This window comes from Micromonospora sp. NRRL B-16802 (assembly GCF_001279555.1).
In the GTDB taxonomy this organism is placed as follows: Bacteria; Actinomycetota; Actinomycetes; order Mycobacteriales; family Micromonosporaceae; genus Micromonospora; species Micromonospora profundi.
The window spans coordinates 57,515-76,759 of record NZ_LGEB01000060.1 but is presented as its reverse complement, the minus strand read 5'-3'; the positions used below and the strand labels follow the sequence as shown (position 1 = coordinate 76,759).

Genomic DNA, 19,245 nt, shown 5'->3' with positions numbered 1-19,245 from the left:
GGAGTAGTTCGTGAACAAGCTGAAGTTCATCGAACCCCACCGCGTACCCGTGTCATGCGTGGTCGCATACACCAACTGCCGACCGTTGTACGGCGCCACCGTGAAGTCCTTCAACGACACCCAACCCGACCTCGGCTGCGCCAACACACCAGTCGACGACCACCGGTACGTCGACGGCAGGTTGCACGTGCCTCCCGGCGGCGGAGTCGTCGGAGGCGGCGTGGTGGGGTTGCCTCCACCGTCGACGCGGACGAGCTGCCACTGCTGGTTGGCACCATTCCAGTCGTCGTACTGGACGATGTTTCCGCCGTCGGCGGTCGAGGCGCCCTGCACCTCCACGACCTTGTTGCTGTTCCGGTTGATCAGCCGGATGTAGCCGCTGTCCGAATCGGCCAACCGGAACTGCTGGTTGACGCCGTTGCCGTCGCTCCACTGCACGATGCTGCCGCCGTTGGCGGTGGAGAAGTTGTAGACGTCCAGCACCTTGCCGGACAGCCGTGACTTCACCCGGTAGTAGCCACCGCCGGAGTCCACGAACTGCCACTGCTGCTGGTTGCCGTTGTTGCGCGCCCACTGCGTGATCCGCGCGCCGTCATTCGTGGCCAGGTTGTACACGTCCAGGGCCTTGCCGCTGTTGCGGTTGACCAGTACGTACCACGCGTTGGTGTCGACAGTCGCCGCGGCGGCGGGTGAGGACACCACCGCCACGGCGGCACCGCCTACCAGCATTGCCGCCACGCCGGCGGTGACCAACCGCGGCAACCATCCGCGCCGTCGCTTCGACGGCGGCGCGATCGATGGAGACCTACCAAAGGCAGACATGATCCTCCTTGACATGACCAAGAGCCGAACGGTCTGCCCGAAGATGGGCGCACCGCGACGCGTGGCCGGAGGCATGCGTCGAGAACATGTGCGGTTACAAGACGTCTGCATGCCCTGGCGCACGCCTGAATCCAGATCGACGAGGCTGGCTCGCCCGGAAAGCCACAGGTATCGTCGTCCTTGAGCATCGACTGTGAGCGATAACATGCTGTTCGTCAAGACGTAATGTTCCGGAATCATCAGGCGGTGACAGGCTGTCGCCACAGGCGTGAGCACTCCCGGCCGGGCACCGTGGGCCTCACCTCCGACAGCCGCAACGGCTCAGAGCTGGGCTCCTTGGAGCCGGCCGCTGATTGGCGCTAACATCGACGCCCACGCATAACTTGATCAACCGCCCCGCGCGCCGCGGGTCGGCCCGCAGGGCACACGAATCGGACCCGGAGCCACAGGCCGGCAGTCAAGGGAACGAACCACCGCAGCCTGGGCGGCACGCCGCGCGGGTCACGCCGCTGCGCCGGCCATCCGGCGAAGGGCGTTGGCTTTAGGGCAGACATCAACCTATGGTGGATGCATGCCATCGGTCACGTTCTGCTCGCCTACCGTCACTCACGTGACGGTGCTCGGCGTTGCCCACGTGACGGCGGCGCCGCAGCGCATGGCGGGGATGCGGGTGCCTGTGGTCCGCGCACCGCACTTCGCGCCTACACAGGGGCTGTCGAGCCCGGCGCGAAGCGGTCGAAGCCCTCCCGCGGAATCGTTGCATCCCAAAACGACCGCCAGGGCGAAGCTATCCAGCTTCGGCCCTTTTTCTTTACCCGGATCCATTTGAAAGGCAGACCATGAGCATCGATCATCGTGCCGTCGACCGCAGTTGGCTGGCTGATCTGCGCGCGTCCCTGGCCGACGACTTCGCCACACAGACGGCGCGGCTGCGGGAACTGACCGAACTCAGCGCGGACACCGGCGACCCCAGCGAGGCCCACCACCAGGCCGCGCTGTTGTCGGCCACCCGCCGCAACATCGAGCAGATCACCGGCGCGCTGGGCCGGATCTCGGACGGCACCTACGGCGCCTGCCAGAAGTGCGGCAAGTCCATTCCGGCAGAGCGGCTCGAGGTTCTCCCGCACGCCCGCTTCTGCGTGCCGTGCCAGGAGAAGCACAACAGGTGACACCCGAGGTGGCTGCCGTGCCGTTCTTACAGCACGGCAGCCACACCCCCGGGGCGCGAGGTCGTTGATCGACCGGGCCGGTCAGGCGGCCGTGGCGGAGGCTTCGTTCACGGCCCGTCCGGCGAGTTGGCTGGCTGCTGTCCCGGCCAGAAGGGCCACTCCTCGAACGACCGGCAACGCCCATCGTCGGCGAACCGCATGACCCACAGGTCGCGGTACTCCTGGTGCACCGGGTCGCCGTAGCGGACCTCCTGGCGCGACACCGCCGTGTCGCCGTCGACAGCGACGATCTCCGTGGTCATCTGGAATATCTCGTCGGGGCCCTCGCGCTGCTTTTCCCACATCCGGGCGATGGCCGGCAGACCGACGACAGGCGTCCAGTACGGGCCCTGCTGGTACCTCGCGTCCTCGGTGAAGAGAGCGGCCAACGCGTCAGTGCCCGGCGTCCGCCACGCCCGCTCGTAGCCGGCGATCCAATCGGCAACGTCCGTCCTGTTCATGGACCTCACATTGCCATCCGTCGGGCGGCGCGACCGGCCAAACGACGTCCGCGTGGCGTTCAACGAGCAGGCGACCTAGATCGGGAAGTGGCCGCGGCGCCAGCGCCAGTGACGTCCGGCCCGGAGATGGTCGACGGCGGCGCGCTGGAGCGCGGTACGGCGTGGGAGTTGGTCGAGCGGCGTGGTCAGGGTGCGGAACACGAACCGCAGCACCTCGACGTCGGCGTCCAGCCCTTCCGGCTCCTCGTAGGGCTCCAGCTCGAACCGACGCTGGAACCTGACGATGTTGGAGTCCTCCGGCAGGTATTCCCGCAGTTGCGGATCGAGCAGCCACGAGCCGCAGGCGAACGCCGTGTAGTGCTCGTCGGGGAAGTGGCGCGGGAAGAACGCGCGGGCCTCGTCGAGTGACGCGTCGATCGCCTGTGGGGTCAGCGGCCCCGCCTCGGGGATGTGCAGGTCGATGGTGGCGCCGCCGCGATGGTGTTGCAGGCGGCCCAACTCATAGACGGCACCGCGCGCGTGCAGCGTCAGCCAGCTCTGCATCACCGGCCAGCCCTCGCCGCGCATCCGTCGGTCGACGGCGAGGTTGCGGCCGAGGTCGGCGAGGGACGTCCAGGTGACGGCGTCGGCGACCCCGTGGTCGCTGTGGTATCCCCTGGCAACGTCGACAAGGGCCAGGTACGCGTACACGTAGAGGTGCCGCCAGGCGGGGCCTCGCTCGCGGGGCAGCTCCGGACCGGGCGGCAGCCAGGTGTGGCCGCCGAGGTCGGCGCGGACCAGGGCGGTCGAGCGGTCGAGCAGCCAGCGCAGCTCGGGAGTCCACAGTGGGGAGCCCGGATCTGGCCAGCCGTGCATGATCTCGGCTGCGTCGTCGGGCCGCACTGCCAGTCGGTCGAGGAGCGCGGGTGCGTCGTCCTTGGGTGGCAGCGGAGCCGAGGGGTGGTCGCCGGCGAGGCGGTGTACGCGTTCGACGTCCGCCACGGGCACCCCGAGCCGGGCGGCCGTCTCGTCCAGATCCACGCGACGACCCTACCGGCTGGCGGGCCGACTCACCTGCCGCCGATTTCCGCCCCGGTCGACGCACAAGCTGGGCATCAGGCGAACCGAATGTTCGGAAGATGTCCGAAAGAGACTCGGCTACCCTACGATGTTCACTAGCCGATTCGGCCGTTGCGTTGCATGAACATGTCGCGTACGTTTCACGGCATCGCCCTCCATCCCGGACCGGCGATGCCGATGTCCCCCCACCCGACCGCGCGGGGTCCGCGCGGCAGCACGGATAGGGATGTGACCATGAAACCTTCGACAAGACGGCTGACGGCAGCGGCGACAGGGCTGTTGCTGGCGGTCAGCGTGAACGTCGCCGTGCGGGCACCGCAGGCATCAGCGAGCACCAACGCCCCGGTGAGCCTCGACTCGCTGGCCCGCGACGTCGAGCGGGTCGAATCGCTGCGCGAGGTCAAGGACGTGCAGCGCTCCTACGCCCACCTGGCCCAGTTCGGGCGCTGGGCGGACATGGCGGAGCTGTTCAGCGGCAACGGCACGCTCCAGTGGGGCAACCAGGTCGTGACGGGCCACCAGGCCATCAAGGGATGGCTGGCCACCGAGGCCGGGGCGATGAACGGCGCGAACCAGGGCGCGCTGCACACCACTGTGATCGACCAACCACTTGTCAACCTGTCGACCGACGGCCGCACCGCGAAGGGCCGCTGGTCCGGGATCCGCTTCCTGGGCGACGGCGCCGGCGCGGCCCGCATCGACGGCGGCATCTACCAGAACGAGTACGTGCTGGAAAACGGCGAGTGGAAGATCTCGCTGCTGCGCTACTACCCGCTCTACGAGGGGGATTACACCACCGGGTTCCGGACGATCAACCGGCAGCCGGTGCCGGTCGTTCCCTACCACTTCACGCCCGACGTCGCCGGAGTGCCGATCCCCGCGGCGACCGGGGAGGCGCCCAGGACCAGGTTCAACGCGAAGGAGCTCGCCGACCGCATCGAGGCGCTCAACGACGAGGACTCGGTGCGCAATCTCCAGCACTCGTACGGCTACTACGTGGACCGTCGGATGTGGACGGACGTCGTCGACCTCTTCGCCAACGGCGCGAAGGTCACCATCGACGGCGTGGGCGAGTTCCGCAACGCCAGCGGCGTACGCCAGGCGATGGAACGAATGGGCCCGGAAGGTCTGACGCAGGGCATCCTCAACGACCGGCCGCAGTTCGACACGATCGTCGACGTCGAGAAGAACAGCACCAAGGCGACCACGCGCGGCATCGAGGTCGGCATGCTCAACGACGCGAGCGGCGCGTCCTGGCAGTTCTCCGTCTTCCGGAACAGCTTCGTCAAGCAGGGCGGCCTGTGGAAGCTCAAGGAGATGCACCTGACGCCCCTGATCACGGCGCCGTACGGCACTGGTTGGGGCGACGGCGGTACCGGCCCGGTCGCGTCCGTGAAGGTGCCGAAGTTCCTCGACGTCGCCGGCCGTACGCCCGCGTCGAAGCCCGGCAAGGCGGCCGGCGCGCCGCAGGGCCCCAAGCGCGACCTCGCTGACCTCCAGCGGAGGTTGAGCCGTTCGCTCGCCTACGACGGGTCCGAGAACGTCTCGGCGGCGTACAGCTACTACATCGACGACAGCCGTTGGCCGGAGATGGCGGCGGTGCACGCGGTGAAGGGCCACAAGTTGTCGCCGTTCGCCGGCTGGAACGGCACGCGCGAACGGATCCTCGGCTCGGTGGTCGCCACGTACGGCAACACCCCGCCGCCCACGACGAAGTCCTTCCTCGTGCTGCACTGGCGGCCGCAACCGGTGATCGACGTATCGCACGACGGTCGCTCGACGGCGGTCCGGGCCCGACTGATGCACGTCAACGCCTCGGCGAACAACGCCGGGTACATAAACGGCGCGATGTACAACGACCAGTTCGTCCTCGAGGACGGGATCTGGCGGATCTGGAGTCTGGACATCGACGAGTTCTACTGGCAGTCGGCAAACTGGGCCCAGGGCTGGGGTGGCGCGGTCCCGCGCGATCCGAGCCTGCCCGACCCGCCGCCGAGCAATCTCGTGAACATCTACCCGCCGGACGTTCTGCACAGCGCGCTCGGCGAGCGGTCCAGGGGCTTCCGCGGCGGCAGCCCCGAATACATCCAGTGGCCCGACATCGTGCCGATGTGGTTCCACTACCGCAACCCGGTGAGCGGTCGGACACCTGCCACGTTCTGGTACGACTGCGCTCCCTGCGAGGTGCGGCCGGACTGGAGCATGACGCGGCACGGCTATCAGCTGCCGCCGACCGGCCCGCAGGTCGACGGCGTGGAGGTCGGCTGAGCCGGCCCTGAAGGCCCGACTCTCGCGCTGAGCCGATGACGAGGCGCCCTTCCCGATTGGTCCCGATCGGGAGGGGCGCTTCCTCGCGCTCCCTCTCGCATGTCCGCAGGCTTGTTCGATACCATCGAACAAAGTCGGGCGGGCTCCCCCGCCACCTCGACAGGAGGTCCTCGTGCGGTCCATGAACAGTCAGCCGCCGTCGGAGCAGGCCGGCCCGGGTGGCCCAGCGGAGGAGAGCACCCCGGCCGGCGTGGTCGGCGCCCGCATCCGGCGGTACCGCAAGGAGCGCGGGCTCACCCTGCGCGGCCTTGCCTCCCGCGCCGGGTTGTCGATCGGCTTCCTGTCCCAGGTGGAGCGCGGCATCTCGTCCATCGGCCTGACCGCGCTCGGCAGCGTCGCCAAGGCGCTCGACCACTCGGTGGCGGATTTCTTCGACTCCGGCACCAGCTCCCCCGACAGCGCCGCAGCGCCGCTTCCCCGGCATTTCACGCTCACCAGGGCAGAGACGGTGACCACGCAGTACGTCTCCGGGCAGCAGACCTACCGCATGCTCTCCGACCGGGGGCCGGAGCTGGTGCTCGAACCGATGCTCGTGCACATCGCCCCCGGCGGCCGGCGGGAGAACGCGTACGGCCACAGCGGCGAGGAGTTCGCCTACGTCATCTCCGGCGAGCTGCTCTACGAGGTCGAGGGCGTCGAGCACCGGCTGTGCCCGGGTGACAGCGTGCACCTGCGGTCGTCGGTGCCGCACCAGCTGTACAACGACACCGACTCGGTGACGACTGTGGTCTCGGTGGTCACGCCCAGGCTGTTCTGACGCCTTCGGGCACCCCGACCCCGTCACTCTGTTCACATACGTGAACAGAGTGACGGGGGTTTTGCGGGGCACCCGGAGAGGTCGCGCCTCACGAGTCGACGTGACGTCCCACGGCGGTCATGGTGGCCTGCCAGATGGCCGAATCCGGGTCGATGACGGCGAAGTGGTCCCCCGACTGTTCGAGGTAGCGCACGTCGTCCCCCGCGCTGCGGGCCGCCTCGGCGTACCGCCGGTTGGCGTCGACGAGATCCAGGCTGTCCTCTGTGCCCTGCACGAGCAGGGCCGGCACACGGATGGGCAGCCGCAGCATGGGGTCGCTCTCGGCGTACCGGCGCGGGGCTGTGGCCGGCGAGCCGCCCAGGGCCTCGGTGATGGCGCCGTCGCCGAGGTTGCGCCGCTCGCCCTCGGTGAGGTCGAGCACCCCGGCCAGCGACACCACAAGCGCGACGGAGACGGGAGCACGCTCACCCGCCGCCAGGTCCGCCGCGACCCGCAGGGCGAGCTGCCCGCCGGCCGAGTGGCCCAGGATCACGACCCGGTCCGCGTCCAGCGAACCGTCGCCCGCGAGGTCCCGCAGTGCGGCGACGCCGGCCGCCACGTCCTCGGTGGTCGCCTCCCAGCCGTGGCGGTCCGGACGCCGGTACTCCATGTTCCAGGACGCGTACCCCCGCCCGGCCAGGTCGATGGCGACGGCGTCCATCAGGTCCGCTCCCCAGACCGATCGCCAGAAGCCGCCGTGCAGCAGCACCGCGACCGGCGCCGCCTCGGCGGACGGGGAGGACGGCAGCCGCAGGTCGCCCCACTGGTCCGGGTGCGGGCCGTAGGCGATCCGGGTGGCGGGTGAGCGCAGGCGGTGCACGGCGTGCCGGATGGCCCACGCCACGCCCCACAGTCCCCGGCCGGCCAGGTGGACCGCGCCGGGCACCGGCGGCTCGACCGTCGGGTCGTACCAGACGGTGTTCTGCGGTTCGGCGCCGATGAGGGCGCGCGCCTCGGGTGTCGGGCCGGGCAGCACCACCGCCGGCGGATCCGCGGCGGCGAGCAGCGACCGGATCTCGTCGGCCGAGGCGGCGGTGACGACCCGACCTGTGACGTCGAGTTCGGCGCAGGTGGCGGCGGTGAGCGACGCCAGCAGCGCGTGGTCGGCCACCAGGCCGGGACCGAGCACGACGGTGAGCCGCACGGGACTCACCTGCGCAGCAGGGGCAGGACGGCGGAGCCGAGCAGGTCCACGCCGCGCTCGTCGGTCAGGCCGTGCGGCGTGCCGAACTCGACCCGGCGCACGCCCGCGTCGATGAGCGCCTGGGCCTGCGCGGCGACCTGCTCCGGGGTGCCGGAGAACGCGAACCGGTCGAGCACGTCGTCAGGGATCAACCGGCCCGCCGCCTCGTCCTCGCCCGCGTCGACCAACTCGCCGACCCGCTTCACCAGGTCGTCGGGCAGCACGACCGTCGGGTCCAGCTCCGCCACGACAGCCAGGTACATCGCCACCTCGGTGCGGGCCTTGGCGCGCGCCGCCTCGCCGTCGGTGTCGACCACCGTCACGGCGCCGAGCACGATGCCGATGTCGGCGACGTCGCGCCCGGCCTTCTCCGCGCCCGGCCGCAGACGCTCCCGGATCACCGGCACCATGTCGGGGTTGGCGCTGCCGCCCACCTTGATCTCGTCGGCGATCCGGCCAGCCAGGGCCGCGCCCTGCGGACCCCACGCGCCGACCAGCAGCGGCGGGTTGGGCCGCTGCACGGCGTAGCGCAGTGCGGTGTCCGGCGCCAGCGAGAAGACCTTGCCGGTGAAACCGGTCCGGTCGCCCCGCAACAGGCGGTAGACGACCTCCACGGCCTCCTCGATCGTTGTCAACGGCCGTGGCTGCGGCAGCCCGACCGCGCCCAGCCACGTCCCGCGCGCCAACCCCAGGTACGCCCGGCCGTGCGAGGCCAGATCAAGTGCCGCGAGCTGACCCGCGATCTCGTACGGGGCCATCGAGTACGGGTTCAGGCAGGCCGCGCCGAGGCGTACCCGGCTCGTCGCCTGTGCCATCTCCAGCAGCGGGAAGATCGGCGGCTGGTACATCAGGTCACCGAAGACGGTGAGCACGTCGAAGCCGTGCGACTCGGCGGCGCGGGCCAGCCGGGCGTACGCGCCGGCGGGCTTGTCGCTCTGCAGGCCGAGTCCGATCTCGACTGTCATGTCAGGTCCGCCGAGTTCATCGTGCGCCGGCAGGTCCGTTCCACCTTCATGACGAGTCGCTCCTCCGGGTCGGGGCAGATGAAGTGGGAGTCCTGGGCCAGCCAGTCCCCCTCCGCCAGGTCACGCTGCTTCGCGGCGAGGAACGGAAGCACCGACGCGAGCGCGTACACGCAGAAGTGCTTTCCCTCGGGCAGCCGCAGATGCGCGCTGTTTGTCAGTTCGAAGTGGTCGCCCACGGCCATGCCGCACACCGACCGACCCTCGATCCGGTCGACTGTCACCTTCAGGTCGTAGATCTCCATGTCGCCGTCGGCGCTGTCGCTCACGGTCCCTCCCCCTCGTCGATCCGTACGATGATCTTGCCGGTGGTCCGTCGGGCGGCCAGTTCGGTAAGTGCCGCCGGTGTCTCGTCCAGCGAGACGACCCTGCTGACCGGCGGCCGGACCGCGCCGGACGCGCACATGTCGAACAACTCCTGGTAGGCGGCCTCGACCGCCGAGGCGCGCTGCCACGGGTACCGGGAACCCCAGGACAGGCCGACGAGTGTCGCGTTCGCCGCCATCAGCCGGACCGGATCGACCGGTGGAGGTGCTCCGCCGGCCGTTCCCACCGCGACGAGACGACCCTCGAACGCGAGGCACTCCCAGGACCGGGCGAACACGTCGCCGCCCACGGGGTCCACGACGACATCCACGCCCCGGCCGTCGGTGGCCTTGAGCACGGCGGCCACGAAGTCCTCCGAGGCGTAGTCGACGGCGAGCGCGGCGCCGTGCTCGCGGCAGATCGCCGTCTTGGCCGGGCCACCGGCGGTGGCGAACACCCGCGCGCCACGGGCCACGGCGAGCTGGATGGCGGCGATGCCGACACCGCCGGCCCCGGCGTGCACGAGCACCGTCTGCCCGGCCGTGAGACCGGCACGCTCCAGCGCGAACCACGCCGTCTGGTAGGTGACGGGCAGCGCCGCCGCCGTCACCGGGTCGACTGTGTACGGCCGCGGCACGACCACGGCGGCGTCCACAGTGACCGTCGTTCCGAGCGCGCCGCGCGGCAACGTCGGGCAGGCCACTACCTCCTGACCCAGCAGGTGCTCGGCTCCGGCGCCCGCGGCGACGACCCGCCCGGCCGCCTCCACACCGGGCGTCATGGGCGGGTCCGGCCGCACCGGGTACTCGCCCCGGCACAGCAGGACGTCGAGGAAGTTCAGGCCCACCGTGCGCACGGCGAGCCGCACCTCACCGGGACCCGGCGGCGGGTCGTCGGGCAGTTCGGCCACCGACAGCACGTCCGCCGGCTCGCCGGTCCGCTCGGCGACCAGCCGCCGGATCATGCCGCGACCACCGGATCCCGTACCAACTCGGCGTGGTGGTGCACGATCACCCAGCGGCCGTCGATGCGGCGCAGCACGTCGGTGACCCGGGTGAACTCCGGCTCGTCGTCCGCGCCCAACTGGGAGACCAGCACGTACCGGGCGACGCCGAAGTCGTCCCACACGTCGATGCGCTTGTCCCGCGCGGCGAGCACCGCCAGTTGGGGCCGGTGGCCCGCGGCGTCGCGCTGCTCGCGGTAATCGTTCAACTCGGCACGGGTACGCAGCGGCCCGGGAAGGTGCGTCTCCCAGGTGGTCACCTCGGCGTGCAGGTGCGTGTCGAACCGCTCGGTGTCCCCGGCGAGGAACGCGTCGTACATGTCATCGATGCCAGCGGCGATCGCCGCCGCGCCTGCTTCCACGAACGTCATCGCACGTCCTCCTGGTTCTGGTCGTCGCGGACGATCTGCCCGCCCTTCATCACCCACCGCACGTCCCGGAAGGCCGAGGTGTCGGCCAGCGGGTCGGCGTCCATCGCGATCAGGTCGGCGAGCTTGCCGACCTCGACAGTGCCGAGGTCGGATTCCGCGCCGAGCCAACGGATGGGGCCACGCGTGCCGGCGTGGATCGCCCGCGCGGTACCGATCCGCTCGGACATGTACTCCAACTCCCGCACCGAGGCGGTGGTGCCCTCGAACTCCCAGAACGGGGGCATGTCGCTGCCGAGGAGCACCTCCACCCCGGCGGCGACGGCCATGTCGAAGCTCTCCAGGTGCCGGGGCCCGGCACCGAGCGAGCGGCACTGCATCCACTCCGGTACGCCGAGCTCGTCGAAGAACTCCTTGCACCGGGTCACCAGCAGCGTCGGCACGAGCGCCGTGCCGCGTTCGGCCATCCGCGCCGCCACCTCGGGGGTGAGCTGGTAGCCGTGCTCCACGCAGTCCAACCCGAGTTCCACTGCCGCGCCGATCACCTCGGCGGGACCGGCGTGCGCTGTCACCTTGCGGCCCCACGCATGCGCGGTCTCGATCACCGCGGTCATCTCGTCGGTGAAGAGCTGGGGCGTGTGGATGCTCTCGTGCTCACCCGCGATGCCACCCGAGATCATCACCTTGATCAGGTCCGCGCCGGCCTTGATCTGGCTGCGTACGCCCTGACGGAAGCCGACAGGGCCGTCACATTCCAGGGTGTCGTTGCTCTCGTGGCCGTGCCCGCCGGTGCAGACCAGCGCCCGACCGGCGGTGTAGATGCGTGGGCCCGAGGTACGTCCGGCGTTGATGGCCCGCCGCAGCGCGAAGTCGGCGTGGTCCTTCTCCGCCACGCAGCGCACCGTGGTCACGCCGGAGCGCAGCGTACGCCGTGCACCGTCGGCCATGTAGTGCGCGAGGTCGTACGCGCCCATCCCCTTGACGTTGTCGCCCCCGGAGCCCGGCAGTGACAGCGAGAAGTGGGTGTGCATGTTCACCAGTCCGGGGGTCACGTACGCCCCGTCCAGGTCCACACTGGTCAGCGCTCCGGCGGCCCGCGCCTCGGCGGCCACGTCCGCGTACCGGCCGACGGCGGCGATCCGGTCACCGCGGATCCACACCCCGGCATCGGTGACGGGGTCCATCCCGTCCACGACGCGGGCGTCCAGGACTGTGCAGTTGCCGAGCAGCAGGCTCGACGGCTCGGGCGAATAGGCGGCACTCACGCGATCACTCCATATATGTCTCGGGCGGACTGCGCTGAGACGTAGCCCTCGGCCACGTCCCGCCGGACCGCCTCCGGATCCCGACTCCCCGGGTCACCATGCCCACCGCCACCGGCGGTCAGCAACGTCACCCGGTCCCCCACCGCCACGCTCGTGCGCTTGGTGCTCACCCGGTGCTCCCGATCCGTACCCGGGAACACCACCACCTGGTTCGGCTCCGGCTGCACCCCACCGGCCAAAGCCCACGGCGCGCTCTTCGTCTTCTTGATCACCGTGAGGAACTCACCGGGCGTCGCGAACCTGATGTCGCGCCGCAGGCCACAACCACCCCGGAAACGACCCGCGCCACCGGAGTCCGTCCGGATCTCCACCCGTTCGAAGAACATCCCCGTCTTCGCCTCCAGCACCTCGACGGGTGTGTTGCGCGCCTGGGTCTGGCAGAGGTGGTTCGCCGGGCCGATGCCGTCGTGCTGCGGCGTGCCTCCCCAGCCCACGGGATCGTTGTTGCTGACAGCGAAGAGCTGGCCGGTGTCCGGGTGTTGGCCGACCATCATGAACCCGGGTACGTCGCCGCCACTGGAGGCCGCCAGCCGGTCCGGCATGCCCTGCGCCAACGCCTTGAGGATCAGCTCCAGGGCGACAGTTCCGGTCCACTGGGTGAACGTGGCGGCGGGGTACTGCGCGTGGAACAGCGACCCGGGCTCGGCGCGTACCCGAAGGGGCGCGAAGTGCCCGGCGTTCGTCTGCTCCTCGGGGGTGGTGACGCCCTTGAACGCGACCCGGCAGGTGGCGATGGTGGCGCCCAGCGGCAGGTTCACCGGCCCGGGCACCGCGGGTGACGAACCGGCGAAGTCCACAGTGAACTCGCCGTCGGCGACGGTGACGGTGACCCGCATCCGGATCGGGGTGTCGGTGACACCGTCGTCGTCGAGCCAGTCCTCGGCGGTCCAACTGCCCTGCGGCAGCGCGGCGACCGCCGCGCGGGCGCTGTCGGCGGCGACCTGGATCACCCGCTCGATCACCGCATCCACCACGGGCGGGCCGAACTGCTGGAACAGCTCGATCATCCGACGCTCGCCGGTACGCAGCGCCGCGATCTGCGCGTTGAGGTCGCCGATGACGAGTTCCGGCATGCGCGAGTTGAAGCGGATCAGCTCGTGGATCTCGTGCACCGGCTCGCCACGGGAATAAACCTTCGTGCCGGGGAAGACGATCCCCTCCTGGTGCATGTCGGTGGAGTCCAGCACGTAGCCAGGGTCCTTGGCGCCCAGGTCCATCCAGTGCGCGCGGATGCACAGGAAGCCAATCAGCTCGTCGCTGTCGGGCAGGACGACGGGCGCGAACAGGGTGGCGTCGTAGGTGTGCGCCGCGTTCCAGTACGGGTAGTTGAGCAGCACCACGTCGCCCCGGTGCAGGTTCTCCCTGCCGACGTACTCCACGCCCTTGCGCAGCGAGTAGTCGTTGGCGCCGAGGAAGCGGGACAACCCTGTCGACTCCGCGACCAGCCGCAGCTCCCGGTCGTAGATGGAGATGCCGAAGTCGTACACCTCGTAGATGACCGGGTTGAAGGCGGTGCGCACCAGCGCGGCGCGCATCTCCTCGGCGGCCGAGACGAGATGGCTGCGGACGACCTCGACGGTCGCCCCGGTGGGTTCACCCATCGACGTCCACTCCGTAGACGTCCCGGGCCACCTCCGGTGAGACGTAGCCCTCGGCCACGTCCCGCCGGACCGCCTCCGGGTCCCGACTCCCCGGGTCACCATGCCCACCACCGCCGGCGGTCAACAACGTCACCCGGTCCCCCACCGCCACGCTCGTGCGCTTGGTGCTCACCCGGTGCTCCCGATCGGTGCCGGGGAAGACCACCACCTGGTTCGGCTCGGGCTGCTCGCCGCCCTCCAGGGCCCACGGAGCGCTCTTCGTCTTCTTGATGACCGTCAGGAACTCGCCGGGGGTCACGAAGCGGATGTCCCGCCGCAGGCCACAACCACCCCGGAACCGGCCGGCGCCACCGGAGTCCGTCCGGATCTCCCAGCGCTCGAAGAACATCCCGGTCTTGGCTTCCATGACCTCGATCGGGGTGCCCCGGCCGGTGCTGCCGGAGACGTGGGTGGCGGCGTCCATGCCGTCGTGCTGCGGCGTGCCGCCCCAGCCCACCAGGTCGTTGTTGCTGACCGCGAACATCTTTCCGGTGTCCGGGTGCAGGCCGACCATCATGAACCCGGGCACGTCACCTCCGCTGGAGGCCGGCAACCGGTCCGGCATGCCCTGCGCCAACGCCTTGAGGATCAACTCCACGGCGACGATGCCGGTCCAGAGCGTGAACGTGGGCTGCGGATAGACGGCGTGGAAGAGGCTGCCCGGCTCGGCCCGCACCTCCAGCGGCGCCACGGTGCCCGCGTTCGACGGCTCGTCCGGCGAGGTGAGCGACTTCAGGACGACCTTGCAGATCGCCTCGGTGGCACCGAACGGCATGTTGATCGGGCCGCGGGTGGCGGCTGCCGAGCCGGCGAAGTCCACTATGAAGCGCCCGTCGGCGACAGTGACGGTGACGCGCATCTTCACCGGATCGTCGGTGATGCCGTCGTCGTCCACCCAGTCCTCGGCGGTCCAGGTGCCCTGCGGCAGGGTCGCCAGCGCGGCGCGGGCGCGGGACTCGCCGTCGGCGATGATCCGGTCGATCGCCTGGTCCACAGTGGTCCGGCCGAACTTCTCGATGATCTCCAGCATCCGGCGCTCGCCGGTGCGCAGCGCGGCGATCTGCGCGTGCAGGTCGCCGAGCACCGCGTCGGGCATCCGCGAGTTGAAACGGATCAGCTCGTGGATCTCGTGCACCGGCTCGCCACGGGAGACCACCTTCGTACCCGGGAAGATGACCCCTTCCTGGTGCATGTCGGTCGAGTCGAGCACGTAGCCCGGGTCCTTGGCACCCAGGTCCATCCAGTGCGCGCGGACGCAGAGGAACCCGACGAGGTCGCCGTCGGCGTCCGGGTCGGCCGGGTCGGGCCGGAAGACCGGCGCGAACAGCGTGGCGTCGTAGGCGTGCGCCGCGTTCCAGTACGGGTAGTTGAGCAGCACCACGTCACCCCGGTGCAGGTTCTCCCGGCCCACATACTCCACGCCCTTGCGCAGCGAGAAGTCGTTGGCGCCGAGGAAGAACGTCAGCCCTGTGGCCTCGGCTACCAGCCGCAGGTCCGCGTCGTACATCGACAGGCCGAAGTCGTGCACCTCGTAGATGACCGGGTTGAAGGAGGTACGGATCAGCGTGGCCCGCATCTCCTCGGCCGCCGACAACAGATAGCTGCGGACGACCTCGACCTGGGCTCCGTCCAGCGTGGTCATGCGGCTTCCTCCAGAGTGACGAGCAGGTATCCGTGGTCGTCGACGGTGACGCGCTGGCCGCTGGGCACCACAGTGGTGGAGGTGCCCTCGTCGACAAGCGCCGGCCCGTCGAAGGTGTCGCCCGGCTCAAGGGCGGCCCGGTCGTAGACCGCGAACGGCACCACAGCGTGCTGCCCGAAGTCGTAGGCGTCCCGGTGGTTCAGCAGGGCCTGCGATGGGTCGCCGTCGCCGCGCGGCCTGGTCTGAAGCTCCGGCCGGTCGGTGCGGCCGATGCCGCGCACCCGCAGGTTGAGGATCTGCAACGGGTTGCCCATCGTGTGGCCGTACCGGCCGCGGTGCGTCTCGTCGAACGCGGCGCGGACCGCGTCGCGGTCCAGCTCGCGCCCGACGGTGACCATGAGGCTGTGCTCCTGGCCGAGGTAGCGCAGCTCGAACTGCCGCTCCAGCACCGCCTCGCCGGCCGGAACGCCCTGCGCCACGAGCGACGCCACCGCCTCGGCCTCGACCGCCTTGAACAGCTGGTCCAGCTCGGTCAGGTCCGCGTCGTCGAGGGTGGCCATCACGGTACGGCTGAAGTCGTTGACGATATCGGCCGACAGCATGCCCCACGCGGAGAAACCGGACGGCGCGAACGGCACGATGACCTCGCCGATGCCCATCTCCCGCGCCAGCAGCGGGGCGAGCAGCGGCCCGGCACCACCGAACGCGAGCAGCGCGAACTGCCGGGGGTCGTGGCCCCGCTCGACGGTGATCTGCCGGACCGCGCCGACGGTGCGGGCCAGCAGCACGTCGAACACGCCGGCCGCCGCGTTCTCCACGGTCAGGCCGAGCGGCTCGGCAAGCTGCTCCTGGATGGCCGCGCGCGCCTCGGCGTCGCGCAGGCCCATGGTGCCGGCGAGGAAGCGGTCCGGGTCCATGTAGCCGAGCACCACTGCCGCGTCGGTGACGGTCGGCTTCGTGCCGCCCCGGCCGTAGCAGACCGGGCCGGGGTCGGCACCGGCGCTCTGCGGGCCGACCTTGAGCAGGCCGTGGTCCAGCCAGGCGATCGAGCCGCCGCCAGCGCCGATGGTACGGATGTCGTACGTCGGGATGAGCAGCGGGAAGTGCTCCAGCTGCGCCTCGTACGCGGCGACCGGATTGCCGCGCTCGATCACGCAGGCGTCCAGTGAGGTGCCGCCGATGTCGAAGGTGAGCACGTTGTCGCGGCCCAGCTCCGAGGCGATGTAGGCGGCACCGACGATGCCACCGGCCGGGCCGGAGAGCACTGTGTGGGTGGGTGCCGTCTTGGCGACCGCGCTGGTCATCGAACCGCCGCCGGAGCGCATGATCAGGAAGCGTCCGTCGAAGCCGCGCTCGGCCAGCCCGGCCTCAAGCTCGTCCACGTACCGCTCGAAGATCGGCCGGATGTACGCCTCAAGCACTGTGGTGCTGGTCCGCTCGTACTCGCGGTACTCGCGCACGATGTCCGTCGACAGCGACAGGCTGACGTCGGGGAACTCCTCGTGGATGAGGCGCGCGGCCTCCCGCTCGTGGCTCGGGTCGAGGAACGAGTGCAGGAAGCAGATGGCGATCGAGGTGACCTGCTGGTCCACAACGAGTGTGCGGGCGGCTGCCCGGACGCTCTCCGGGTCCAGCTCCTCCACGACCCGTCCCCGATAGTCGAGTCGGCCCCGTACGCCCGCGGTGAAGCGGCGCTGCACGAGGCTCTCCGGCCGCTGGTACTGGAAGTCGTACATGTGGTCGGAGGGCACGTTGCCGCGACCGATCAGGAAGATGTCCCGGAAACCCTCGTTGGTGATGATTCCGGTACGTCCACCCCGGCGCTCCAGCACCGCGTTGAGCCCGAGGGTGGTGCCGTGGATGAACAGCTCCACCTCGGACAGGTCGGTGCCGAGCGCGGTGATCGCGGCGAGCACGCCGTCCGCGGGTCGGGCCGGTGTCGTCGCCGCCTTGCGGAAGCGGACCCGGTTGGTGCGCGTGTCGAGTTCCATGGCGTCCACGAAGGTGCCGCCAATGTCGACGGCGAGCCGGATGGGGCGACGGGTCATGGTGTGACAGCCTGCCTTCCGATGAGGGCGGGGAGCTCGGGAACGCGCCAGCAGGCGGCCCGGCTCTCGCCGTACGACTGAAGCTCCTGCCGCTCCGCCCGGCACCGGTCGGTGACGAACGGACACCGGGCGGCCAACGGGCACCCGGTCGCGGCGTCGGCTTCTTCGAGGTCCTTGACCAGTTCAACGGACTCGCCGTCGGATCCGGCCGTCCCGCCGAGACGGGGTGCGCTGCCCAGCAGCGCCCGGGTGTAGGGGTGCCGGGGGTTGTCGAAGACGACGTCCACCGGCCCCTCCTCGACGATCTGGCCGAGGTAGAGCACCACGACCCGGTCGGCGAAGCCCCGAACGGTCGCCAGGTCGTGGGAGATGAACACCGAGGCGCGGTCCGCGTCGGCGGCCACGTCGGCGATCACCGCGAGAATCTGCGCCTGCACAGTGACGTCCAGGGCCGAGGTCGGCTCGTCGAAGACGATCAGATTCGGCTCGCCGACCAGGGCGCGGGCGATGCCGATCCGTTGCGCCTGGCCGCCGGACAGCTCGTGCGGGTACCGCTGGAGAATCGAGCGGTCCAGCTCCATGCGGTCCAGCACGGCGGCGACCCGCGCGTTCCGTTCCGCCGGGGACAGGCCAGCGGCCCGCAGAGGCTCGGCGATGGAGTCGCCGACCGGACGGCGCGGGCTCAGCGAGCCGATCGGGTCCTGGAAGACGAGCTGGGCACGGGTACGTGCGCGCCGCAGAGCCCGCCCTCGGGGGCGGGGCCGGCCCGGTTGCTTGACCAGGGCCTGCCCGGCGACGGTGACAGTGCCGGACGTGGGCGCGACAAGACCCATGATGAGCTTGGCAAGCGTGCTCTTGCCGCAGCCGCTCTCGCCCACCACGCCAAGTGTCTCGCCCGGTGCGAGCCGCAGCGTGACGCCCCGCAGCGCGTGGTGACCGCCGGAGCCGAACCGGCTGCGATAGACCACGTGCGCGTCGTCGATCTCCAGCACGGCGGGCTTGCGGTCCGCCTCGGCCGGCTCCGCGCCGGCTTCGGCCGTTGTGGGCGACGTCGACGGCGCGCCGGCGTCCAGCGGCCGGGTCTGCGGGTGGAAGCAGGCCAGGGACCAGTCACCGCGTCCGCCGGCGAGCGGCTTGGTGGCCGGCCGCCGGGACGAACAGGTGCCGTCGGCGTGCGCGCAGCGGGCCACGAACGGGCAGTTCTCCGGTGCCTGGGTGAGCAGGGGCATGGCGCCGGGGGTGGCGACGACCGGCCGGCCGCCGACGTCCGGCACCGAGCGCAGCAACGCCCTTGTGTACGGGTGCGCGGGCTCCCGCAGCACCTGCTCGGCGGGGCCGCTCTCCACCACCGTTCCGGCGTAGAGCACCACCACCCGGTCGCAGACCTCCGCGATGGAGGCGAGGTCGTGGGAGATCAGCAGCACGCCCCGGCCGTCGGTGTCGGCGGCGTGCCGGAACTGCCGCAGGATCTCCCGGGTCAGCGTCACGTCGAGGCCGGTGGTCGGCTCGTCGGCGATCAGCAGGTCGGGGGCGCACCCGGTGGCCAGCGAGATCATCACCCGCTGGGCCATGCCGCCGGACAGCTCGTGGGCGTACGCGTCGAGCCGGCGCTGCGGGCTGCGGATGCCGACCGCCTCGAACAGCTCACGCGCCGCCTCGCGGGCCTGGGCGCCGGACATCTCCTGGTGGGTCGCGAGCCGGTCGACGAGCTGCTTGCCGATGGTGCGGGTGGGGCTGAGCGCGCCGCGCGGGTTCTGGAAGCAGATCGCCACCCCCCGCCCCCGGTGTGCGGCCAACGCCGTGTCGTCCATGCGCAGCACGTCCGACCCGTCGAAGAGCACCTGCCCGGTGGCGTGTGAACCGCCGGGGAGCAGGCCGACGATGGCGCGGGCCACCATGCTCTTGCCGCCGCCGCTCTCACCGACCAGGCCGACGACCTCGCCGGGTCGCACGCTGAAGCTCACGTTGCTGAGCGCTGCCACCTGCCGGCCGGGCCGGCGGATGAGCACGGAAAGGTTCTCGATGGACAGCATG

General features: G+C 70.6%; 16 protein-coding genes. 3 read left to right on the top strand and 13 right to left on the bottom strand.

Features of this window, described 5'->3' with window-relative positions:
• On the bottom strand, nucleotides 1–822 hold an 822-nt coding region (locus tag ADK66_RS15930; RefSeq protein ID WP_197281532.1), incomplete at its 3' end, for a non-reducing end alpha-L-arabinofuranosidase family hydrolase.
• Nucleotides 823–1,661: 839 nt separating this feature from the next.
• Between ADK66_RS15930 and ADK66_RS15925 the strand changes: the two genes are divergently transcribed.
• On the top strand, nucleotides 1,662–1,991 hold the full coding sequence (locus ADK66_RS15925) for a TraR/DksA C4-type zinc finger protein (RefSeq protein WP_053655992.1): 330 nt from the start codon (nucleotides 1,662–1,664) through the stop codon (nucleotides 1,989–1,991).
• Nucleotides 1,992–2,098: 107 nt separating this feature from the next.
• Here the strand turns inward: ADK66_RS15925 and ADK66_RS15920 are convergent, their stop codons facing one another.
• Nucleotides 2,099–2,491, bottom strand: a complete 393-nt coding sequence (locus ADK66_RS15920) for a nuclear transport factor 2 family protein (RefSeq protein WP_053655990.1) — start codon at nucleotides 2,489–2,491, stop codon at nucleotides 2,099–2,101.
• Nucleotides 2,492–2,566: 75 nt separating this feature from the next.
• Entirely contained in the window at nucleotides 2,567–3,511 is a 945-nt protein-coding gene (locus ADK66_RS15915; protein WP_053655988.1) for an acyltransferase domain-containing protein, read from the bottom strand.
• Between the two features lie 273 nt (nucleotides 3,512–3,784).
• Between ADK66_RS15915 and ADK66_RS15910 the strand changes: the two genes are divergently transcribed.
• Both ADK66_RS15910 and ADK66_RS15905 read left to right on the top strand, forming a co-directional pair.
• Entirely contained in the window at nucleotides 3,785–5,818 is a 2,034-nt protein-coding gene (locus ADK66_RS15910) for a nuclear transport factor 2 family protein (RefSeq protein WP_082377471.1), read from the top strand.
• A 181-nt stretch (nucleotides 5,819–5,999) separates the two neighbouring features.
• Nucleotides 6,000–6,635 (top strand): helix-turn-helix domain-containing protein, encoded by a 636-nt coding sequence (locus ADK66_RS15905; RefSeq protein ID WP_209274339.1) that lies wholly within the window; start codon nucleotides 6,000–6,002, stop codon nucleotides 6,633–6,635.
• A gap of 88 nt (nucleotides 6,636–6,723) precedes the next feature.
• Here ADK66_RS15905 and ADK66_RS15900 read toward each other — a convergent pair whose 3' ends face one another.
• From ADK66_RS15900 to ADK66_RS15855, 10 genes are read right to left on the bottom strand one after another with little or no spacing between them, the layout of a single operon-like run.
• A complete protein-coding gene (locus ADK66_RS15900) occupies nucleotides 6,724–7,818 on the bottom strand; it encodes an alpha/beta hydrolase (protein ID WP_231640054.1) in 1,095 nt (364 codons plus the stop codon).
• 5 nt (nucleotides 7,819–7,823) lie between these two features.
• Nucleotides 7,824–8,822 carry an LLM class flavin-dependent oxidoreductase gene (locus ADK66_RS15895; protein ID WP_053655980.1) on the bottom strand — a complete coding sequence of 333 codons (999 nt, stop codon included), beginning with the start codon at nucleotides 8,820–8,822 and terminating at the stop codon, nucleotides 7,824–7,826.
• Complete coding sequence (locus ADK66_RS15890; RefSeq protein ID WP_053655977.1) at nucleotides 8,819–9,148, bottom strand: TIGR04076 family protein; 330 nt, start codon at nucleotides 9,146–9,148, stop codon at nucleotides 8,819–8,821. The genes ADK66_RS15895 and ADK66_RS15890 overlap by 4 nt, the downstream gene beginning before the upstream one ends.
• Nucleotides 9,145–10,149: a zinc-binding dehydrogenase gene (locus ADK66_RS15885; RefSeq protein ID WP_053655976.1), complete on the bottom strand. Its 1,005-nt coding sequence runs from the start codon at nucleotides 10,147–10,149 to the stop codon at nucleotides 9,145–9,147. The genes ADK66_RS15890 and ADK66_RS15885 overlap by 4 nt, the downstream gene beginning before the upstream one ends.
• Nucleotides 10,146–10,559 carry a nuclear transport factor 2 family protein gene (locus tag ADK66_RS15880; protein WP_053655974.1) on the bottom strand — a complete coding sequence of 138 codons (414 nt, stop codon included), beginning with the start codon at nucleotides 10,557–10,559 and terminating at the stop codon, nucleotides 10,146–10,148. The genes ADK66_RS15885 and ADK66_RS15880 overlap by 4 nt, the downstream gene beginning before the upstream one ends.
• Nucleotides 10,556–11,821 carry an amidohydrolase family protein gene (locus tag ADK66_RS15875; RefSeq protein WP_053655972.1) on the bottom strand — a complete coding sequence of 422 codons (1,266 nt, stop codon included), beginning with the start codon at nucleotides 11,819–11,821 and terminating at the stop codon, nucleotides 10,556–10,558. The genes ADK66_RS15880 and ADK66_RS15875 overlap by 4 nt, the downstream gene beginning before the upstream one ends.
• Entirely contained in the window at nucleotides 11,818–13,482 is a 1,665-nt protein-coding gene (locus ADK66_RS15870) for a hydantoinase B/oxoprolinase family protein (RefSeq protein ID WP_053655970.1), read from the bottom strand. Before ADK66_RS15870 ends, ADK66_RS15875 begins: the two co-directional genes overlap by 4 nt.
• Nucleotides 13,475–15,163, bottom strand: a complete 1,689-nt coding sequence (locus ADK66_RS15865) for a hydantoinase B/oxoprolinase family protein (protein ID WP_053655968.1) — start codon at nucleotides 15,161–15,163, stop codon at nucleotides 13,475–13,477. Before ADK66_RS15865 ends, ADK66_RS15870 begins: the two co-directional genes overlap by 8 nt.
• The gene (locus ADK66_RS15860) at nucleotides 15,160–17,211 is read right to left on the bottom strand and encodes a hydantoinase/oxoprolinase family protein (protein ID WP_053655965.1); all 2,052 of its coding nucleotides are present in this window, start codon (nucleotides 17,209–17,211) and stop codon (nucleotides 15,160–15,162) included. Before ADK66_RS15860 ends, ADK66_RS15865 begins: the two co-directional genes overlap by 4 nt.
• Nucleotides 17,208–19,244: a dipeptide ABC transporter ATP-binding protein gene (locus ADK66_RS15855; RefSeq protein WP_053655963.1), complete on the bottom strand. Its 2,037-nt coding sequence runs from the start codon at nucleotides 19,242–19,244 to the stop codon at nucleotides 17,208–17,210. The genes ADK66_RS15860 and ADK66_RS15855 overlap by 4 nt, the downstream gene beginning before the upstream one ends.
• Between the last annotated feature and the right edge of the window lies 1 nt (nucleotide 19,245).

What these genes read in the sequence shown, in the direction of transcription:
- ADK66_RS15925 (WP_053655992.1), top strand. Translation starts at nt 1,662, where the DNA reads ATGAGCATCGATCATCGTGCCGTCGACCGCAGTTGGCTGGCTGATCTG.
- ADK66_RS15920 (WP_053655990.1), bottom strand. Translation starts at nt 2,491, where the DNA reads ATGAACAGGACGGACGTTGCCGATTGGATCGCCGGCTACGAGCGGGCG.
- ADK66_RS15910 (WP_082377471.1), top strand. Translation starts at nt 3,785, where the DNA reads ATGAAACCTTCGACAAGACGGCTGACGGCAGCGGCGACAGGGCTGTTG.
- ADK66_RS15905 (WP_209274339.1), top strand. Translation starts at nt 6,000, where the DNA reads ATGAACAGTCAGCCGCCGTCGGAGCAGGCCGGCCCGGGTGGCCCAGCG.
- ADK66_RS15895 (WP_053655980.1), bottom strand. Translation starts at nt 8,822, where the DNA reads ATGACAGTCGAGATCGGACTCGGCCTGCAGAGCGACAAGCCCGCCGGC.
- ADK66_RS15885 (WP_053655976.1), bottom strand. Translation starts at nt 10,149, where the DNA reads ATGATCCGGCGGCTGGTCGCCGAGCGGACCGGCGAGCCGGCGGACGTG.
- ADK66_RS15880 (WP_053655974.1), bottom strand. Translation starts at nt 10,559, where the DNA reads ATGACGTTCGTGGAAGCAGGCGCGGCGGCGATCGCCGCTGGCATCGAT.
- ADK66_RS15870 (WP_053655970.1), bottom strand. Translation starts at nt 13,482, where the DNA reads ATGGGTGAACCCACCGGGGCGACCGTCGAGGTCGTCCGCAGCCATCTC.
- ADK66_RS15865 (WP_053655968.1), bottom strand. Translation starts at nt 15,163, where the DNA reads ATGACCACGCTGGACGGAGCCCAGGTCGAGGTCGTCCGCAGCTATCTG.
- ADK66_RS15860 (WP_053655965.1), bottom strand. Translation starts at nt 17,211, where the DNA reads ATGACCCGTCGCCCCATCCGGCTCGCCGTCGACATTGGCGGCACCTTC.
- ADK66_RS15855 (WP_053655963.1), bottom strand. Translation starts at nt 19,244, where the DNA reads ATGCTGTCCATCGAGAACCTTTCCGTGCTCATCCGCCGGCCCGGCCGG.